This window comes from Amycolatopsis sp. N2S4-7 (genome assembly GCF_058119595.1).
The window spans coordinates 1,841,563-1,859,672 of record NZ_CP172299.1; the positions used below are offsets into that span (position 1 = coordinate 1,841,563).

Annotated in this window: 20 protein-coding genes and 1 pseudogene; 4 read left to right on the forward strand and 17 right to left on the reverse strand. The window is 72.7% G+C overall.

Annotated elements, in window-relative coordinates; genetic code table 11:
* Position 1: 1 nt before the first annotated feature.
* Positions 2-559: a PadR family transcriptional regulator gene (locus ACH54P_RS08410; RefSeq protein WP_489911772.1), complete on the forward strand. Its 558-nt coding sequence runs from the start codon at positions 2-4 to the stop codon at positions 557-559.
* A 5-nt stretch (positions 560-564) separates the two neighbouring features.
* Here the strand turns inward: ACH54P_RS08410 and ACH54P_RS08415 are convergent, their stop codons facing one another.
* Genes ACH54P_RS08415 through ACH54P_RS08435 form a run of 5 tightly spaced genes read right to left on the reverse strand, consistent with a single transcriptional unit; the run spans position 565 to position 4,189 of the window.
* On the reverse strand, positions 565-1,209 hold the full coding sequence (locus ACH54P_RS08415) for a response regulator (RefSeq protein WP_489911773.1): 645 nt from the start codon (positions 1,207-1,209) through the stop codon (positions 565-567).
* Positions 1,206-2,333: a sensor histidine kinase gene (locus ACH54P_RS08420; protein WP_489911774.1), complete on the reverse strand. Its 1,128-nt coding sequence runs from the start codon at positions 2,331-2,333 to the stop codon at positions 1,206-1,208. The genes ACH54P_RS08415 and ACH54P_RS08420 overlap by 4 nt, the downstream gene beginning before the upstream one ends.
* Positions 2,334-2,358: 25 nt before the next feature.
* Positions 2,359-3,042 (reverse strand): hypothetical protein, encoded by a 684-nt coding sequence (locus ACH54P_RS08425; protein ID WP_489911775.1) that lies wholly within the window; start codon positions 3,040-3,042, stop codon positions 2,359-2,361.
* Positions 3,039-3,944, reverse strand: coding sequence for an ABC transporter ATP-binding protein (locus tag ACH54P_RS08430; protein ID WP_489911776.1), 906 nt, complete (start codon positions 3,942-3,944; stop codon positions 3,039-3,041). The genes ACH54P_RS08425 and ACH54P_RS08430 overlap by 4 nt, the downstream gene beginning before the upstream one ends.
* On the reverse strand, positions 3,941-4,189 hold the full coding sequence (locus ACH54P_RS08435) for a PLD nuclease N-terminal domain-containing protein (RefSeq protein WP_489911777.1): 249 nt from the start codon (positions 4,187-4,189) through the stop codon (positions 3,941-3,943). Before ACH54P_RS08435 ends, ACH54P_RS08430 begins: the two co-directional genes overlap by 4 nt.
* A 505-nt stretch (positions 4,190-4,694) precedes the next feature.
* Here ACH54P_RS08435 and ACH54P_RS08440 point away from each other — a divergent pair.
* On the forward strand, positions 4,695-5,948 hold the full coding sequence (locus ACH54P_RS08440; RefSeq protein WP_489911778.1) for an MFS transporter: 1,254 nt from the start codon (positions 4,695-4,697) through the stop codon (positions 5,946-5,948).
* Positions 5,949-5,972: 24 nt separating this feature from the next.
* Here ACH54P_RS08440 and ACH54P_RS08445 read toward each other — a convergent pair whose 3' ends face one another.
* From ACH54P_RS08445 to ACH54P_RS08485, 9 genes and pseudogenes are all read right to left on the reverse strand, one after another.
* Positions 5,973-6,194 (reverse strand): hypothetical protein, encoded by a 222-nt coding sequence (locus ACH54P_RS08445; RefSeq protein ID WP_489917153.1) that lies wholly within the window; start codon positions 6,192-6,194, stop codon positions 5,973-5,975.
* A gap of 208 nt (positions 6,195-6,402) precedes the next feature.
* Positions 6,403-6,561, reverse strand: a pseudogene (locus ACH54P_RS08450) (TetR family transcriptional regulator); the annotation flags it as partial.
* Between the two features lie 96 nt (positions 6,562-6,657).
* Positions 6,658-6,867, reverse strand: coding sequence for a hypothetical protein (locus ACH54P_RS08455; protein ID WP_489911779.1), 210 nt, complete (start codon positions 6,865-6,867; stop codon positions 6,658-6,660).
* A gap of 3 nt (positions 6,868-6,870) precedes the next feature.
* The gene (locus ACH54P_RS08460) at positions 6,871-7,284 is read right to left on the reverse strand and encodes an ester cyclase (protein ID WP_489911780.1); all 414 of its coding nucleotides are present in this window, start codon (positions 7,282-7,284) and stop codon (positions 6,871-6,873) included.
* A 123-nt stretch (positions 7,285-7,407) separates the two neighbouring features.
* The gene (locus ACH54P_RS08465; protein WP_489911781.1) at positions 7,408-8,568 is read right to left on the reverse strand and encodes an acyl-CoA dehydrogenase family protein; all 1,161 of its coding nucleotides are present in this window, start codon (positions 8,566-8,568) and stop codon (positions 7,408-7,410) included.
* Positions 8,569-8,584: 16 nt separating this feature from the next.
* On the reverse strand, positions 8,585-9,325 hold the full coding sequence (locus ACH54P_RS08470; RefSeq protein ID WP_489911782.1) for an SDR family NAD(P)-dependent oxidoreductase: 741 nt from the start codon (positions 9,323-9,325) through the stop codon (positions 8,585-8,587).
* Between the two features lie 44 nt (positions 9,326-9,369).
* Positions 9,370-10,548 (reverse strand): thiolase family protein, encoded by a 1,179-nt coding sequence (locus ACH54P_RS08475; protein WP_489911783.1) that lies wholly within the window; start codon positions 10,546-10,548, stop codon positions 9,370-9,372.
* Positions 10,549-10,679: 131 nt separating this feature from the next.
* Entirely contained in the window at positions 10,680-11,258 is a 579-nt protein-coding gene (locus tag ACH54P_RS08480; RefSeq protein ID WP_489911784.1) for a TetR-type transcription factor C-terminal domain-containing protein, read from the reverse strand.
* A 251-nt stretch (positions 11,259-11,509) separates the two neighbouring features.
* On the reverse strand, positions 11,510-12,238 hold the full coding sequence (locus tag ACH54P_RS08485; protein WP_489911785.1) for a DsbA family protein: 729 nt from the start codon (positions 12,236-12,238) through the stop codon (positions 11,510-11,512).
* Between the two features lie 126 nt (positions 12,239-12,364).
* Here ACH54P_RS08485 and ACH54P_RS08490 point away from each other — a divergent pair, with 126 nt between their 5' ends.
* Positions 12,365-14,008, forward strand: coding sequence for a class I adenylate-forming enzyme family protein (locus ACH54P_RS08490; RefSeq protein ID WP_489911786.1), 1,644 nt, complete (start codon positions 12,365-12,367; stop codon positions 14,006-14,008).
* Positions 14,009-14,115: 107 nt separating this feature from the next.
* Here the strand turns inward: ACH54P_RS08490 and ACH54P_RS08495 are convergent, their stop codons facing one another.
* Genes ACH54P_RS08495 through ACH54P_RS08505 form a run of 3 tightly spaced genes read right to left on the reverse strand, consistent with a single transcriptional unit; the run spans position 14,116 to position 16,964 of the window.
* A complete protein-coding gene (locus tag ACH54P_RS08495; protein WP_489911787.1) occupies positions 14,116-15,396 on the reverse strand; it encodes an amidohydrolase family protein in 1,281 nt (426 codons plus the stop codon).
* The gene (locus ACH54P_RS08500; protein ID WP_489911788.1) at positions 15,393-16,298 is read right to left on the reverse strand and encodes an isocitrate lyase/PEP mutase family protein; all 906 of its coding nucleotides are present in this window, start codon (positions 16,296-16,298) and stop codon (positions 15,393-15,395) included. Before ACH54P_RS08500 ends, ACH54P_RS08495 begins: the two co-directional genes overlap by 4 nt.
* Before the next feature lie 24 nt (positions 16,299-16,322).
* Positions 16,323-16,964 carry a GntR family transcriptional regulator gene (locus ACH54P_RS08505; RefSeq protein WP_489911789.1) on the reverse strand — a complete coding sequence of 214 codons (642 nt, stop codon included), beginning with the start codon at positions 16,962-16,964 and terminating at the stop codon, positions 16,323-16,325.
* Positions 16,965-17,129: 165 nt separating this feature from the next.
* Here ACH54P_RS08505 and ACH54P_RS08510 point away from each other — a divergent pair, with 165 nt between their 5' ends.
* Positions 17,130-18,083 (forward strand): hypothetical protein, encoded by a 954-nt coding sequence (locus tag ACH54P_RS08510; protein WP_489911790.1) that lies wholly within the window; start codon positions 17,130-17,132, stop codon positions 18,081-18,083.
* Positions 18,084-18,110 lie beyond the last annotated feature (27 nt).

Here is an 18,110-nt window from a genome sequence, read left to right on the forward strand (position 1 = left end):
CATGGCACTGCGCCACGCGCTGATGGCGGCGCTGCTCGAGGGCGAGGCGTCCGGCTACGACCTGGCGAAGGGGTTCGACGCCTCGGTGGCGAACTTCTGGGCGGCGACCCCGCAGCAGCTCTACCGGGAGCTCGACCGCATGGCGGCGGAGGGCCTGGTGCACGCCCGCGTCGTCCACCAGGAGCGGCGGCCGGACAAGCGGCTGTTCTCGCTGTCCGAAGCCGGCCGCCGGTCCCTGCACGGGTTCACCGCGCGCCCGCCCCGGCCGGGGGTGATCCGCGACGAGCTGCTGGTGCAGGTCCAGGCGGTGGACGCGGGCGACGAGGCGGCGGTGCGGCGCGCGCTCGAGGAGCGGATGACCCGGGCGGAGGCGAAGATCGCCCGGTACGAAAAGCTGCGGGCCCGCCTGCTGGACGGCCGGTTCGAGGACGACTACCTCGCGGAGGCCGAGCGGGTCGGGCCGTACCTGACGCTGATGCGGGGCCTGTCGTTCGAGCGGGAGAACCTGCGCTGGTGCGAGCGGTCGCTGAAGGTCCTCGCCCGGCGGGCGGGGCGCTGACCCCGTCAGCTCAGGCCGGCGTCGTGGACGAGGATCGCCACCTGGGTCCGGTTCGCGGCCGCCAGCTTCGCCATGATGTGTCCGATGTGGACCTTCACGGTCGACTCGCTGACGACCAGGGCCCTGGCGATCTCCGCGTTGCTCAGCCCCTGTCCGATGTGGACCGCCACGTCGTGCTCGCGCGGCGTCAGCACCGAAAGCCGCTCGCGCGCCCGCGAAGTTCCGCCACCGGCCGCGAATTCCGCCAGCAGGCGCTTCGTGATCTTCGGCGACAGCATCGCCTCGCCGCGGGCCGCCACCCGGACCGCCGTGACCAGCTCGCGGGGCGGGGTGTCCTTCAGCAGGAACCCGGCCGCGCCGTGGCGGAGCGCGGTGTAGACGTACTCGTCGACGTCGAACGTCGTCAGGACCACGACCGCCGGGGCCGCCGGGTGGCCGGCCAGCCGCCGGACCACCTCGAGCCCGTCGACCTTCGGCATCTGGACGTCGGTCAGCACGACGTCGGGCCGGTAGCGGTCGGTGAGCTCCACCGCCCGCTCGCCGGTCCCGTCCTCGGCGACCACCTCGACGTCGTCCGCCGACTCGAGGATCATCCGGATGCCGCTGCGGACCAGCTCCTCGTCCTCCAGCAGCACGACCTTGACCGTCACTTCGCCTCCTCGCCCACCGGGAACCGGGCCAGCACCCGGAACCGGCCGTCACCGGTCGGGCCGGTCCGCAGGTCGCCGCCCGCCAGCTCGACCCGTTCCCGCATCCCCACCAGGCCGTAACCGGACCCCGGGACGGCGCTGCCGTGCGGGGTCAGCCGGTTGGTCACCTCGACCGCCAGCCGGTCGCCGGAGACGGCCAGCCGGACGTCGACGGCCGCGTGCGGGGCGTGCTTGCCCGCGTTGGTGAGGGACTCCTGCACGACCCGGTAGACGGCCCGGCCGACCTGGTCCGGCACCGCGGGCAGCGGGTCCGGCAGCCGCAGCTCGACCCGCGCCCCGGTCGCGGCGACCTCCTCCACCAGGTCCTCCAGCGACGCGAGGACACCGGCGCCCGGGTTCGCGGCGTCCGGGGCGTCGTCGCGCAGCACCCGCAGGATGTCCCGCAGCTCGTCCAGCGCGGTCGCGCTGGTGGCCCGGATCGTCTCGGCGGCCTGCTCGGTCCGCTCGTCCGGGGCCCGCAGCGACAACGCGCCGGCCTGCAGCGCGACCGCCGTCACGCGGTGGGCGACGACGTCGTGCATCTCGCGCGCGATCCGCCGCCGCTCGGCGAACACCGCCTGGTCGGCCAGCAGCGTGCGGGTGCGCTCGGCTTCGTCCGCCCGGTCCCGCAGCACGGCCAGCAGCGCGGCCCGCTGGTGCATCCACAACCCGGCCAGCGCCGGGCCGAGCACGAAGGAGCCCAGCACGACCACGACGAGGGTGAAGCTCCCCGGGTCCCGCAGCACCTGCAGCACGTTCCCGGCGATCCCGGCGACGACCACGGCGGCCCCGGTCACGACGCTCACGCCGTGCCGGGCCGCGACCGAGTACTGCGCCACCATCAGCGGCAGCAGCGTCACCCCGGCCGGCATGCACGCCACCGCGACCAGCAGCACCAGGAACGGCCACCGGCGGCGGGCCAGCAGAGCCAGCGCCGAGACGACCACCGCGGGCACGTAGAGCGCCGGGTGCGGGTCACGCGGGTCGCCGCCGGTCAGGGTCACCACGACCACGGCCGCGGCCACCGCGACGTCGAGCGCGAGCAGGACGACGCGCCCGTCCCACCAGCTCAGCCATCGCTTCATCGCGTACAGGTTAGGGTGCGCCGGATCAGCCGTCACGGCGAACCAGGGTGAACGCCGTCGCGCCCAGCGCGAGGACGACCAGGACGGCGAACTCCGCCGTCCCCGGCAGCGCGAAGAGCGCCGTGCCGCTGAACGGCAGCGCGGTCACCGGCACGGCGGCGAGCGCGGCCAGCGTCGTCTCCGCGACGAACGTCCACACCGCGAACACGCCGACGGCGAGCCCGGGGTGCCGCAGCAGCCCGCCGAGCGCCACCCCGGCGAGTCCGGAAAGGACGGTCAGCAGGAGCACCGCGCCCGCCGCCCTGCCCGCCGCCCCCGCGCCGGCGGGCAGGGCGCCCCCGCCGGCCAGCACGCCGGCGGCGGTCAGCACCACCATCAGGACCCCGGCGAGCAGCCCGAGCGCGGCGGTGACCAGGGCTCGCGCGGCGACGATCCGGGCCGGCGAGCGCAGCACGAGCCGCGTGGTCGCGAGGGTGCCGTGCTGGTGGTCGAGCCCGAACGCGGCGACGCCGGCGGCGGCGACGAGCAGCGCGCCGAGCCGGTCGGTGAGACCGAACGCCGAGCCGAACGCGTCGAGCGTCCCGAGGTCGCGTTTGAGACCCCAGTACAGGCCCGAGGCGAACTGCAGCACCCCGGCGCCCGCCAGGAGCAGCCACGTCGAGCGCAGCGAGCGGACCCGGACCCATTCGTAGGCCAGCGCGTTCCTCACGGCAGCTCCCCCCGGTGCCGGACGGCGGCCGCGGTGGCGGCGAGGAAGGCGTCCTCCAGGCCGCTCTGCCGCACGAACAGCTCCCGCACGGCGATCCCGGCCCGGGCGGCGACCGCGGCGACCCGGCCGGTGTCGGCGGTGTCGACGACCAGCTCCCCCGCCGCCTCCTGGCGCACGTGCAGGCCGTCGCGCGCCAGCGCGACCATCAGCGCGCCGGGGCTCTCGACGCGGACCACGACGTCGGCGCGCGCGTGCCGCCGGACGAACTCCGCCAGCGGCCCGGCCGAGACGAGCCGGCCGGCGCCGATGACGATGAGGTCCTCGGCGAGCAGCGACATCTCGGCCAGCAGGTGCGAGGAGGCGAGGACCGTGCGGCCCTCGCCGGCCAGCCGGCGCAGCAGGGCGCGGATCCACCGCACCCCTTCGGGGTCGAGGCCGGTGGCCGGTTCGTCGAGGATCAGGTACTCCGGGTCGCCGAGCAACGCCGTGGCCAGGCCGAGCCGCTGCTTCATGCCGAGGCTGAACCGGCCGGCGGGCCGGCCCGCCACGGACTCCAGGCCGACGGTCGCGAGAACCTCCCGGACGCGCCGCGCGGGCAGACCACCGCCTGCGGCGACCATCCGCAGGTGCGCGGCGGCCGTCCGGCCCGGGTGCACCGCCGCGGCGTCGGTGAGCACGCCCACCGTCCGCAGTGGACCCGGCACGTGGGCGTAGGTCCGGCCGCCGAAGGTGGTGCGGCCACGGCCGCGGGTCAGGCCGAGCATGAGCCGGATGGTCGTCGACTTGCCGGCCCCGTTCGGGCCGAGGAAGCCGGTCACGACGCCGGGCCGGACCGTGAAGGACAGGTCCTCGACGCCGGCGCCGCCGCGGTAGGTCTTCGCCAGCCCCTCCGCGACGATCATCGCCGCGCGGGGAGGTAGGCGTCGCGGCGGCCGAACGCGAACCACAGCAGGCTGCCCAGGAACGGCGCGCAGAAGGCGAACACGACCCACACCAGCTTCATCCCCCCGGTCAGCCGGGAGCCGAGGATGCTGACCAGAGCGGACAGGAACAGCACGACGAAGGCCAGCACGGCCGCGCCGGCCAGACCGAGCGCCAGCCACGACCACGCCGTCTCGTGTCCCTGCACGACATCGACCGAACGCATGACATCTCCTCTTCGGACTTCGGGCCCGCGTGCCGCGGGCGGTGAGTCGAGCATCGCCGCCGGGGGTGTGCGCGCACATCCGATCTTCGGAGACTCCGGGATAGGCGGAAAGTACTAAGGACCCCGGACGTGGGGCGGGTCGGCACGGAGCACCTTTGGAACGATCAGTCCAACGGCGTCGCGCAAGTCATAGCAGGCCGGATTCGGATGCCTCCCACCCCCGACACTCAGCCATAGATCAGGTTGACTGTCCCCTTTCCTCGCGCACTTCACCTTTTCGCCAGCAGCCCATCGCAGTCTTGTACCGATCGGTCCGGCCGGTTATAGTCCTCGCAACGTCCCAGGTCACGGTCGGCGCACCGGCGGCCTGGCCGTCCGCCGCCGGGCCCGGTTCCCCCGTCCGGGCCCGGCGGCGTCCACCCCGGCGGTGCCCCTTCGAGACCCGCCCGGGCCGTCTCCCCCGATGCCGTTGGAGGTAGTTGTGGTTGTCGAGCAACAACAAAGCGTGCGGGTCAAGCCCGCCCGCGTGGCGTTCGCGAGCTTCGTCGGCACGGCGATCGAGTGGTACGACTTCTTCCTCTTCGGGTCGGCCGCGACCCTGGTGTTCAATTCCCGGTTCTTCCCCACCCTCAGCCCCCTCGCCGGGACGCTCGCGGCGTTCGCGACCTTCGGCGTCGCGTTCGTCGCGCGGCCGCTGGGCGGCATCGTGTTCGGGCACTTCGGTGACCGGCTGGGCCGCAAGCGGATGCTGATGCTGTCCCTGCTCCTGATGGGCGGCGGGACGGTCGCCATCGGCCTGCTGCCGACCTACGCCGCCATCGGCGTCGCCGCCCCGGTCCTGCTGGTGGTCGTGCGGCTGCTGCAGGGCTTCGCGGTCGGCGGCGAATGGGGTGGCGCCGTGCTGATGGCCGTCGAGCACGCGCCTCCGCACCGCCGTGCCTTCTACGGCAGCTGGCCGCAGGCCGGCGTCCCGGCGGGGCTGGTGCTGTCGGCGTCGGCCTTCCTCGCGGTCCAGCAGCTCCCCCAGGACCAGCTGCTCGGCTGGGGCTGGCGGCTGCCGTTCCTGGCGAGCGCGGTGCTGATCGTCGTCGGCCTGTACGTCCGGAGCCGGCTCGAGGAGTCCCCGGAGTTCGAGCGGGTGGCACGGGTGGAGGGGGTTTCCCCGTTCCCGCTGAAGGAGACATTGCGACGCTCGCTGCGCGCCGTCCTGGTCGGGATCTTCGCGCAGGCCGGGACGAACATCCCGTTCTACGTCGCGAGCGTCTTCGTGCTGTCGTACGGGCCCGGGGCGGCCGGCGTCTCTCGCGGCACGGTGCTGCTGTGCCTGATCATCGCGTCCCTGGTGGACATCGCCGCGGTGCCGCTGGTGGCGATGCTCGCCGACCGCATCGGCAGGCGGAAGGTCCTGCTCGGCGGAGCGGTCTACTCCGCCCTCGTCGCGTTCCCCTTCTTCTGGCTCATCGACACCGGATCCACCGGGGCGGTGCTGATCGCGATGGTCCTCCTGGCGACGTTCGGCCACGCGACAACCTACGGCGCGATCGCCGGCTTCCTCGCGGACCTGTTCGACGCCGACCACCGCTACACGGGCGTGTCGGTCGCGTACCAGGTGGGCAGCCTGATCACGAGCGGCCCGGCGCCCTTCCTGGCGGCGGCGCTGTTCGCGGGCTTCGGCGGGTCGTGGGTGATCTCGCTGTACATCGTCCTCGCGTGCGCGATCACGTTCACGGCCTTGCTGCTGGCTCCGCGCCGGCGCTGACCGGCGGGTCGCCCGGGCCTTCCTTCACCCGCCCGGGCGATCCTCGGCACCGAGCAGCGACGTCACCAGGTCTTCCGCGATCTCCCGCAGCTGTGCGGGCCCGTGCCCGACGCGCTCCAGCACCGCGAGGCCCCGCGTGGTCGTGACGACCAGGCGGGCCGCCCTGCGCAGCCCGATCACCGGCTCCACGCCGTCGCCGATCGCGGCGAGTCCGTCGTGGACGACGGTCTCCAGCTCCTCGAGCATCGCCCGCTTCCGCGGGGGGGGGACCCGGTCGCCGCCTCGACGGCCGTGCGCGTCGACAGGCAGCCGCGTGCCGGTGAGCCGGCCGCGAAGGTCTCGATGCAGAAGCCGAAGAACGCCACCAGCGCCGCGCGCTTCCCGGGACGGCGGGCGCCTCGGCCGCGCCGGCCAGGAACCGGCCCGTGTACTCGCGGAACGCGCGCAGGAAGATCTCCTCCTTGCCGCCGTAGGCGTGGTGGAGGGAGCCGCGCTGGACGCCGGTGCCGGCGGCGAGGCCGAGCATCGACGTCGCCCGGCAGCCGCGCGCCTCGAAGACGTCCAGCGCGCGGCCGAGGGCGACCCGCTCGTCGAACTGCCGTACGCCCGCCATGGAGCTCCCTTCACCCGCGAGCCGACCTGGCCCGCGCACCGAAGACGGAGTCCCCGGCGAACCGCGGGCTGGATCGACGGCAGCAGCCCTGCCCGCTCACCTCACGGCGAGCGCGACCGAGGTGGCCGGCACCCGCCCAGCGGCGGCCAGGCAGACCGCCCCGCTCACCCCCACGGCGAGCGCGACCGAGGTGGCCGGCACCCGCCGGGCGGCGGCCAGGCAGACCGAGCCCAGGCGCGCCACAGCCGGGCGGCGAACCGGCGCCACGGCCGCGAGCGCCACCGACTCCGGGGTCCGCGCCCGCACGGCTCAGGCCGCGTTCAAGCGCCGGTACAGCTCCCAGGACGCGCGCTCGACGTGGTTGTGCAGCAGCTTGCCGTCGTCGCGCACCTCCCACACGGCCGTGCCGCTGAAGGAGATCGGCTGCCCGTCCGGCTCGGTGCCGAGCACGCCGTTGTTGCGCCCGTGCACCTTCCACCGCGAGGCGACCCGGCTGCCGTCGTGGTTCTGGAACGTCTCGACAACCTCCAGCTCGAGGTCGTGGACCTGCCGGAGGAACGCGCGGATCCAGGCCTTGAAACTCTCCCGCCCCTCGATCCGCTCCCCCGCGTTGGTGATGACGAAGTCTTCGACGACGTAATCGTCGACCGCGTCCGGGTTGTGCCCGTTCCACACCGCGTCCCAGAACGCTTCGACGATCTCAGCCGAGCTTGCCGACGGCATCGCTACCTCCACCGATCCATGTTTGACACTTATGTCAAACATAAGCCCGGACCGCCGCGGCACCCAAGGATTGCGAGCAGCGCCACAGGCGGCCGGGCACCCGGCCGTGGGGTGCGAAGCGGGCTACGCGACGCTGAACGCGTCGTCGAACTCGTAACCGTCCAGCAGTTCCCGCGCCGCCACCATGTACTGGATGGTCGGCGTGCCCTCTTCCAGCCAGTTGAGCCGCGCGTCGCGGTAGAGCCGCTCGATCGGATACTTCCGCGTGTAGCCGATCCCGCCGTGCACCAGCAGGGCCCGGTCGGTGACGCGGCCGACGGCTTCCAGCCCGAACTGCTTGAGCATCGACGACTCCGCCGGAATGCGCTTTCCGCCGTCCCACTTGGCCGCGGTGTCGGCGAGCATGCCGCGCAACGCGTACACATCCGCCGCCATCTCGGCCAGGTACCGCTGGATCGCCTGCCGCTGCCCGATCGGCTTGCCGAAGGTGACGCGTTCCTGGGAGTACTTCAGGGAAAGCTCGAGCGCGCGCGACGCCGTGCCGAGCGACGACGCGGCGATGAACACCCGGCTGATCTCCAGCGCCCGCTCCAGGTGCGCGCCGCCCTCACCTTCGGCACCGACCAGCGCCGACGCGGGCACGCGGACGCCGGTGAACCTCAGCTCGCCGTGTTCGGCGCCCTTGCAGCCCATCGTCTCGGGCAGCGGCGCGATGGTGAAGCCCGGCGTGTCGCGCGGGACGATGAGCGCCGAGACCTCCGTCGCCGACGTCTTGGCGAACACGAGGAAGTGCGAGGCGATGTCCGAGTTGGTGATCAGCCACTTGTGGCCGTCGATGACGTAGCCGTCTCCGTCGCGGCGCGCCGTGGTCGACAAGTCCGCGCCGGTCCCGTTGCCGGGCTCGGTGAGCGCGAAGGCGAGCGACTTCTCGCCGGCCGCGGCACCGGGCAGGATCTCCCGCTTCTGCTCGGCGTTCCCGATCTCCGACAGCGCGTGCGCGAACGAGTTGTGGACGTGCACGAGCGCCCGGATGCCGCCCTGGATCTTGGCGAACTCCGCGAGGATCGGCAGGTACTGCGCGATCGACAACCCGGCGCCGCCGTACTCCCGCGGCACGATCAGCCCGAACGCGCCGCACGCGCGCAGCGCGGGCAGGACGACGTCGTAGGGGATTTTCTCGGTGTCTTCGATCCGGTGCTCGAGCGGATCGAGCTCGTCCCAGATGGTCGCGAAGACGCTGTCGCGCACCTTCCGGTACTCGTCGGCGGGCAGGCCTGCGGTCATGGTTTCCTCCTTGGGTTCACAGCGTCCAGCCGCCGTCGGCGGCGAGTACGGCGCCGGTGCAGAACGTGGCGTCCTCGGCGAGGAAGACGGCCGCCTTGGCGATCTCCTCGACCGTGCCGAACCGGCCGAGCAGGGTGGCGTCGGCGATCTTCCGGCGGGCCGCCTCCGGGATGGCCGAGGTCATGTCGGTGTCGACGAACCCGGGCGCGAGCACGTTGACGCGGACGCCGTGCGGGGCCAGTTCCTTCGCCAGCGACCGCGCGAATCCCACCGCCGCCGCCTTGACGCTCGCGTACGCGGTGTCACCCGGGAAGCCCACCGAGCCGACCGCGGAGCCGATGATCACGACGCCCGCGTCCTCGCCCCGGGCCAGCCACGGGATCGCGGCCCGGACCAGCGCCGCCGTGCTGCGCAGGTTCTCTTCGATCACGCGCCACCAGTCGCCGAGGTCGATCCGGGCGAGCTTGCCGCCCTGCCACACGGCGGCGTTGAGCACGAGCGTGTCGAGCCGTCCCCACTGCCCGGTGACCCGTTCGACCACCGCTTCGGCCGTTTCCGGCGCGGCGAGGTCGAACGCCACCGGCAGGACGCGGCCGGGGTGGTCCGCCGCGAGCTTCCCGACGAGCTCGCCGCCGGACCGGTAGGTGCCGGCGACGCGAACGCCCCGGCTGAGCAGTTGCTGCGCGATGCCCGCGCCGATACCCCGGGACGCGCCCGTAACGAGCGCGACCCGGTCCGTGGCGTGGTCTGCATCCATGGCATACCTGTACCGATCGTTCTGTACGGAAATGTGCGACATACTCAGACCCGCTCGACGATCGTGGCGTTGGCCATCCCGCCCCATTCGCACATGGTCTGCAGCCCGAAACGCGCGCCCCGGTGCTCCAGCGCGCCCACGAGCGTCGTCATGATCCGGGCGCCGCTGGCGCCCAGCGGGTGACCGAGCGCGATCGCGCCGCCGTGCACGTTGAGCCGCTCGTGCTCGACCTTCAGGTCGCGCTGCCAGGCCAGCGGCACCGGGGCGAACGCCTCGTTGACCTCGAACAGGTCGATGTCGTCGAGCGTGAGCCCGGCGCGGTCCAGCACCGCGCGGGTGGCCGGGACGACGCCCATCAGCATGACCACCGGGTCGTCCCCGACGACGGCGGTCGCGTGGACGCGGGCGCGCGGCGTCAGCCCGAGCCGTCCGGCCTTCTCCGCGCTCATCAGCAGGACGCCGGCCGCGCCGTCGGACAGCGGCGACGAGTTGCCCGGCGTGATCTTCCAGTCGATCTCCGGGAACCGCCGCGCGGCTTCTTCATCCACAAAGGACGGCCGGAGCGCGGCGAGCCCGTCGGGCGTGGTCGACGGCCGGATCGTTTCGTCGGCGAGCACGCCGGGCGCGTCGGTCACGGTGACCAGGTCCGGCGTGAAGGCCGGTCGCGCGGCGGCGGCCCGCGCGTGGGACGCCGCGGAGAACTCGTCCAGCTCCTCGCGGCCGAGCCCCCACCGGGCGCAGATCAGCTCGGCGGACAGGCCCTGGCCGATCAGGCCGCCGGGGAAGCGGCCGGAGATCCGGGTGCCCAGGTGGTCGGCACCCTGGGTGTCGGAGTGCATCGGCACGCGCGACATCGACTCCACGCCGCAGGCGATGACGACGTCGGCCGCGCCGGCTTGGATCGCGTGCGCGGCGAAGTGCACCGCCTGCTGGCTCGAGCCGCACTGGCGGTCGACGGTGGTGGCCGGGACCGTGAGCGGGAACCCGGCGGCCAGCACCGCGCTGCGCGTCGGGTTGACCGCCTGTTCGCCGGCCTTGGTGACGCAGCCGCCGATGACGTCGTCGACGAGCGCGGGGTCGATCCCGGTGCGGCGGACGAGCGCGGCGAGGACGTCGGCGAGCAGGTGCACCGGGTGGACGTGGGAGAGGGCGCCGCCCGGCTTGCCTTTGCCGGCCGGCGTGCGCAGCACGTCGACGATGACCGCGTCACGCGGTGGGGTCATGGCTCCTCCGAGGGGTCACAGCGACCGGCGAATACCCCTCGACAATATGTGTACGGACCGATCGGTACAAGAGTATGTGCAGTGCTTCACGCCGTTTCGCGGAAGGAGCGGGAAGAGTCGGGCCGGCCGGGTCAGGCGCGGATACCCTCGATCAGGGCGTCGAGGAACAGGTCCGCCACCTGGTCGGGCGTCAGCTCACCGCCGGGCTCGAACCACAGGTACGTGTAGTTGAGCATCCCCAGGATGCCCTTCACCAGCAGTCGCGGGGTCTGCTTCAGCACCTTGCTGCGGACGCCGTGGTCCAGCGCCTGCCGCCAGTACCCCTCGTACCGCTCGCGAGCCGTGATCACGTGGTCGCGCCACTCGCCGGTGAGCGCCGTGTACTCGCGGAAGAACACCGCCCACTCCGCGCGGTGCTCCGCGATGTTGCGCAGCAGCCCCCGCGCCATCCGGCGGAGCAGCTCCTCGGCCGGGAGCCCCTGGTCCAGCAGGTCCTCGGCGTAGCCGTTCATCTTGTCGACCTGCTCCTTGCTGATCGCGTAGAGCACGGCCTCCTTGCTGCCGATGTAGTGGTAGAGCGCCCCGCGGCCGAGGCCGGCGGCGGCGCCGAGCTCGGCGATCCCGGTGCCGTGGTAGCCGTTCCGCGCGAACAGCTCGGCCGCGATGCCGATCACGCGCGCCCGGTTGGCCTCGAAACCCGTTGCCGTCATCTGCCGGAGCCCCCTTCCTCGTGGACCGAACGATCCACAGGGTATCGGCCGGGGAGCCCGGTGGCGTCACTCGGGCGCGCGATAGGTTGTACCGATCAGTCGGCGTATGAGCCGGTCAACCTTGGCAGGGCTGACGGGCAACACACCGGCCCCTCCCGTCCGGCTGTGGCTTCGGGCGGCGGAGAGCGGGACCCTGCCGACCGGCAGGACGGTGCGCCGGCGGGAGCGGGGGTCATCGACCGGCGCCGCCGTCATTTCTTCTGGCGGCGGCTTCCGCCGTGCCAGTCCTCCTGCTTCCCCGCTTCGCCCGCGCCGACGCCGAACGACGGCAGCTGCGGTTGTTCCCGCAGGCTGCGCTTCAGCTCGGCGAATCCGGGGAACCGGGACAACGCCACCACGTGCTCCCACAGCTCGACCGCCTGGTCGTCGTCCGGGAGACGGCTGATCACCGGGCCGAACAGGGCCGTTCCCGTCGGCGGCTCGAAGTGCAGGATCGGCGTGCCGACGTCCTTGCCGGTCAGGGTCAGCGCGACGTCCGTCTCCGCCTGGATCACCGCGTCCCACTTCGCATCCTCCAGCGCGTCGGCGTGCTCGGCCGGCAGGCCGCTGCGTGCCAGCGCCTCGGTCGCCAGCGCGCGGGTGCCCCGGTGGACGGCGGCCGCCGTGCCACCCGGCACGGTCTCGCGCTCGAACGTCTCCTCCCCCAGCACCTCGTAGAACGCCCCGATCGGCGCCGGGCCGTGCTCCCGGCGGACGCTCGCGGCCACGCGAAGCAGCTTCAAACCCGCCGTGTGCGAAGCCTCGTATTCCGGCGGGAAGTGCGCCGCGTAGTCGAGGTGGGCGTTGAGGAGCCGCAACGAGATGAAGCGCCATTCGACGTCGTACCGCTTCTGGCGCGCGACGGTGCGGACCCACTTGCTCGCCATCCAGGCGAAGGGGCAGACGGGATCGAAGTAGAAGTGCAGATCAGCATCGGCCATGGTGTCAGCCTACTCGGGAACGCGACCCTTGTTTATACCGATCGGTCCACGCATAATCAGCTGATAACAGACGTATCTAGACCGACCGGTACAAAGACGCGCCGGGATCGGGGAGGTGGGACGACGATGCTCAGCGAGACGGCTGCGCCAGACCGGGAAACCGCCGGCGGGACGATCGGGCCCGACGGGCTGGACCACCGGCGCCGCGGCGCCGAGGTCACCATCGCGGACCTCTACGAGCGGGCCTACCGGGAGTTCGGCTCCCGGGTCGCCGTCCGGGACGGCGAGCACGCCCTCACCTACCGGGAGCTCGGCGACCGGGTGCACCGCATCGCCGGCGGGCTCACCCGGCTGGGCCTGCGGCGCGGCGACCGGGGGGTCCTCCTGCTGGCCAACTGCCCCGAGTTCTTCGAGGCCGAGCACGCGCTGTTCACCGGCGGGTTCGTGCGGACCGCCCTCAGCGTCCGGCTGCACCTGCGCGAGGTCGTCCACATCCTCGCCGACTGCGCCGCCTCGGTGGTGTTCGCCGGTCCGGACTGGGCCGAGCGGCTGGCCGGGGTGCGTGACCAGCTGCCGGCGCTGCGGTCCGTCGTCACCGTCGCCGGCGGCCCCGGGGACACCACCCTGGCCGAGCTGCGCGCCGCCGATCCCGCGCCACCGGCCCGCCCCGGCGCGGACGACCCGGCCGCGATCCTCTACACCAGCGGCACCACCGGCCTGCCCAAGGGCGCGACACTGAGCCACGCGAACTGGGCGGCGATGGTGCGCAACGAACTCCTGGAGCTCCCGCCGGCCGCGGACGGCGACCTCGTCCTCCACGTCGCCCCGCTGAGCCACCTGAGCGGCTACGTCGCGCCGTCGTACTTCGTCCGCGGCGCGACCCACCTCACCCGCGCCCGGTTCGACGCCGCCGAGACCCTCGAGCTGATCGAGCGGCAGCGGGTGTCCGTCCTGCCGATGGTTCCGACGATGCTGAACCTGCTGGTGCTGGCGGCCGAACAGCGCCCGGGCGGCTACGGGTCCCTGCACACCGTCGTGTACGCGGGTTCGCCGATCGCCCCCGACCGGCTCGCCCGGGCGCGCGCCGTGTTCGGCGACGTGTTCATCCAGTTCTACGGGCTCAGCGAGCTGCCGATCCCGATCGCGTGCCTCTCCGCCCGCGACCACGCGTTCGACCCGGCGGACGGCGTACCCCGCCGGCTGGCGTCCGCGGGGCGGGTCAGCCCGTTCGTCGAGGTGAAACTCGTCGACGAGCGAGGCACGGAGGTGCCGCCGGGCGAGATCGGCGAGATCACCGTGCGCGGTGACCAGACGATGATGGGTTACTGGAACCTCCCCGAGGCGACGGCGGCGATGATCGACCCGGACGGCTGGACGGGCACGGGCGATCTCGGGCGCTTCGACGAAGACGGCTACCTGTACATCGTGGACCGCAAGAAGGACATGGTGGTCACGGGCGGGTTCAACGTGTACCCGACGGAGATCGAGAACGTGGTCTCGACGCTGCCCGCGGTGTCGGAGGTCGCGGTGGTGGGCGTCCCCGACGAGACGTGGGGCGAAGCGCTGAAAGCGGTCGTCGTGGTGCGCGAAGGTCATGCGGTGACGGCGGAGGAGATCATCGGCGTCTGCGCGCGGCACCTGGCCGGCTACAAGAAGCCCCGCTCGGTCGAGTTCGTGGCGGAGCTGCCGAAGACGGGGTCGGGCAAGATCGTGCGGCGGCGGCTCCGGGAGCGGTACTGGACGGGCCGCGACCGGAAGGTCGGCGGCTGACACCGTCCACAAGGGACGACGGAAGCCGGGCCGGTGCCTTCGCGCACCGGCCCGGCTTCCGCCTCCGGCCGGGGCGGGCACCTCGGAGGTGCCCGCCCCGGCCGGACTCAGCCGGCGTTCTTCCGCCAGCCTTCCCGCAGCCTTTCGCGGTCCACCCGCCGCCCGGCGAGGTACACCGAGTCGATCCGGCGGGTGTTCGTGATGTCGTCCAGGGGATCACCGTCGAGAACCACGAAATCGGCCCGCTTCCCCACCGCGAGGCTGCCCCGGTCGGCCAGGTCCAGCAGCTCGGCCGACACCTCCGTCGCGAGCCGCAACGCCGCCAGCGGGGACAGCCCCGCCGCCACGAGCGCTTCCAGCTCGCGGTGCTCCGCGAACCCCGGCACCTGGGCGAGCAGCCCCGTGTCGGCGGAGAACACCAGCCGCACGCCGGCGGCGGCGAGCACGCCGAGCGTCTTCTCCATGCGCCCGTAGGACTCCGCCGTGTCGAACAGCGGTTCCGGCGCGTGCTCCCGGATCGTCGCGCGCAGGCTCTCGATCGCCTCCGGCGGGACGGTCTCGGCCAGCGCCGGGTCGTCGAGCCACGCCTCACCGGGCGGGCGCTGGATGGCGAGCGACGTGAACACCGCGACGTTCCGCTCCAGCAGCAGTTCGATCAGTTCGCCGTCGGCGCCCGGGGTCCGCGGCAGGTGCGCGATGATGTCCGCCCCCGCCCGCACGACCGCCTTCGCCTCGTCGAGCGTGTAGATGTGGGCCGCCACCTTCAGGCCGTGGGCGTGGGCCTCGTCGATGACGGCTTCGTAGATCTCCGGAGCCAGCTTCGCCTTGGTGCCGTGCCGGTCGTCGAGCCAGAACTTCACCGCGTCGGCCTTCTTCGCGGCCAGCTCGCGGACGTGAGCCCGGACGCCCGCCGGGCTCGTCGCCTCGTGGACGACGTCGGCGGCGAAGAACGGCCCGCCGTTCGTCCCGCCCGGCGTCGGCGCGACGATCCCCGCCCCGGCGGTGAACAGGGTCGCGACGTCGAGCTCCCCGAGCCGGCCCGCGCGCTGGTCGTCACGCACGCGGATTTCGGTGTCGTCGCGGTCGGTCCCCAGCGACTGGAACACGCTGACGCCGTAGTAGGCCAGCCGGCGCAGGTGGTCCACGACGTTTTCGCGCGAATAGTGCTCCGCGTGGGCCGTCGTCCCGCGCATGTAACCGATGTGGCCGTGCGGGTTCACCAGCGCGGGGATGACGGTCTTTCCGCGCAGCGGAACCGTGGTCGAGCCGGGGGCCGGAGCGAGGCCCGCGCCGATCCGGGTCACCACGCCGTCCCGGACCTCGATGGCCGCGTCGTCGAGCACCGACGAGCCGGTGATCACGCGCGCCCCTTCGTAGACGACGCTCATGACCGGACCTCCCGCCCCGCCGCCGAACCGGCGTACCGCGCGCTGCGCTCTTCGTAGGCGTCGTAGCCCATCGAGGCTTCGAAGACGTGCTGATCGGTGACGAGCTCCTTCACCCCGGAGACGTCGCTCCCGCCGCGCAGCGCCTCCAGCACCGCGGTGACGTTCTTCGAGGCGGCGCCGATCACCGTGTACCACAGGAGGATCACGTCGGCGCCGGCCGCTTCGTACTCGGCGAGCGTGCTCGACGGCTCGTCCGAGCCCGGCCCGTCCAGCAGATCGCCGGGCACCATCACCGGCACGGTGAGCCGGTGACGCACGCGGGCCAGTTCGGCCGCCGGGACGGCGGGCGCGAAGACCATGTCGGCCCCCGCCGCCGCGTACGCCTCCAGCCGGCGGACGCAGGCTTCGACGTCGTGCTCGACCCACGCCGCGTCGGAGCGGGCGATGACCAGGAAGTCGGGATCGGTCCGGGCGTCGACCGCCGCGCGGACCTTGGCCGCCATCTCCTCGACCGGCAGCAGCCCGGCCGGGACGGCGGTGTGCTTGCCGCCGAGGTTGTCCTCGAGGTGCACCCCGGCGACCCCGGCGTCTTCGAACGCCTTCACCGCGCGCCAGAGGTTGGGTGCGTCGTAGAAGCCGTTCTCCGCGTCCGCCAGTACCGGGATCGAGACGGCGTCGACGACCCGGCGGGCCTGCTCGGCCAGCTCGGTGAGGGTGACCAGCCCGACGTCGGGCAGGCCGAAGGCGGACGCGGCCGCGGCGAAGCTGCCGAGGTAGGTGGCGGGATAGCCGGCCTGTTCGACCAGCTTGGCACTGAAGGCGTCGTAGGCGCCGGGCAGGACCAGGGACCGGGAACCGGCGAGAAGGGACTTCAACGCCCTTCTGCGTTCGTGGTGGGACATGAATTTCCTTTGCGGTGGTTCGGTTCAGACGAGGAAGTCGCGGTAGCGGCGAAGCCGTTTGCGAGCGGTCTGCATGTTGAGGCGCTTGAGGTGTTCCGCCCGCTCGGCGTCGCCCTCGACCAGCGCGTCGATCACCGCCCGGTGCTCGGCCAGGCTCTCTTCCATCCGGCCCGGCGTCATGAGGATGCGGCGCCTGAGCAGGTGCGCCTGGTCCTGGATGCCGGCGAGGGTTTCGGCGAGGAAATCCTGCCCGGCCAAGCGGATCACGGTGTCGCGATAGGTGTCGATGGCCCGGAGGAAGGTCTCGAGATCGCCGTTCGCGGCGGCTTCGTCGAGCGGCCCGGGGGCGAACAGCTCCCCCAGCCCGGCCCAGTCGCCGTCGGCCGCGTTCTGCGCGGCCAGCCGGGCGGCGAGTCCTTCGAGGACCTCGAGGACGTCGTAGATCTCTTCCAGCCGGTCGGGGTCCACCCGCGCCACGACGGTCCCGACGTTCGGGATGCGCTCCACGAGCTTCCGCGCCTCCAGCGCGAGCAGGGCGGACCGGACGGCGTTGCGGGTGACGCCCAGTTCGGTGGCCAGCTTGACCTCGGGCAGCCGGGACCCGGGCGTGAAGTCCCCGCGCAACAGCCGCTCCCGCAGGTGGAGCTCGACCTCTTCGCTGTTCATGAGACCCCTTCGATCGGCGCTGACGTCGAGGTTAACCCTCGTGTCGGATGGATTGTCAACAATGCGAGCGACATCACTGTCGCGCGGTTGGCTCGCGCCCGGCTTGTACGCCTCTTGTACGGCCCCGGCCGACCATCGGCGGCACGCATCGTTTCTGGAGGACACGTGAAAACCACACTCAAGACGGCGGCCGCCACGATCGGGCTGGCCGTCGCGGTCACCGGGCTGGCCGCCGCTCCCGCGGCCCAGGCCGCGTCGACCTATCCGGTCACGACCACAGTGGACGGTCGCACCGTCAAGGACCCGGACGTCGCGGTGGGCAAGCAGCGCCTCGCGAACATGTACCCCGCGGGCACGTCGGTCGCGCTGGCTTGCCAGGACAGCGGCCCGGCCTACGGCGGCAGCAGCATCTGGGACCTGACCACCGACGGCGTCTGGATCCCGGACGCCTACGTCAAGACGGGCTCGACCTCGATGGTCGCGCCGCAGTGCACGACGCCGCACGCGTACCCGGCGAAGGCGGACCTCAACGGCCGCGCGCACAAGGGTGACGCGGCGGACGCGGCCGGCAGCGTGGCGAACAAGTACCTGACCGGCGCCTCGGTGCCGGTGGTCTGCCAGGCCACCGCGTCGGACGAGATCTGGGACTTCACCGCCGACAACCTGTGGGTGCCCGACGAGTTCGTCAAGACCGGGACCGAGGGCTTCGTCGGCGGCATCCCGCACTGCGACACCGACGGCCTCAAGGCGGGCGGCACGGCCTACCCCGCGGACCCGCGCGCCGACAGCGCGATCGCGTTCGCCAAGGCGCGGCTGGGCCACACGGACTGGAACAACCAGTGCGAGCTGTTCGTCGAACGCGCCTTCGGCACCAGCGGCCGGTTCGCCAGCGCCACCACGCACTACCAGTGGCAGAAGAACAACGGCCGCATCCACACCGGGTCGGTCGCGCCGGCCGGCACCGCGGTGTTCTTCACCAGCACCACCAGCAACGGGCACATCATGCTCGCGCTCGGCGGCGGGGTCGCGATCAGCACCGGCCCGTCGGTCTACCAGACCAGCACCTACGCGCAGCGCTCCGACTACCTCGGCTGGGCATACGTCCCGTCCGGCTGGTGAACCCGGTCACCGCGGCGGCCCGGGTGG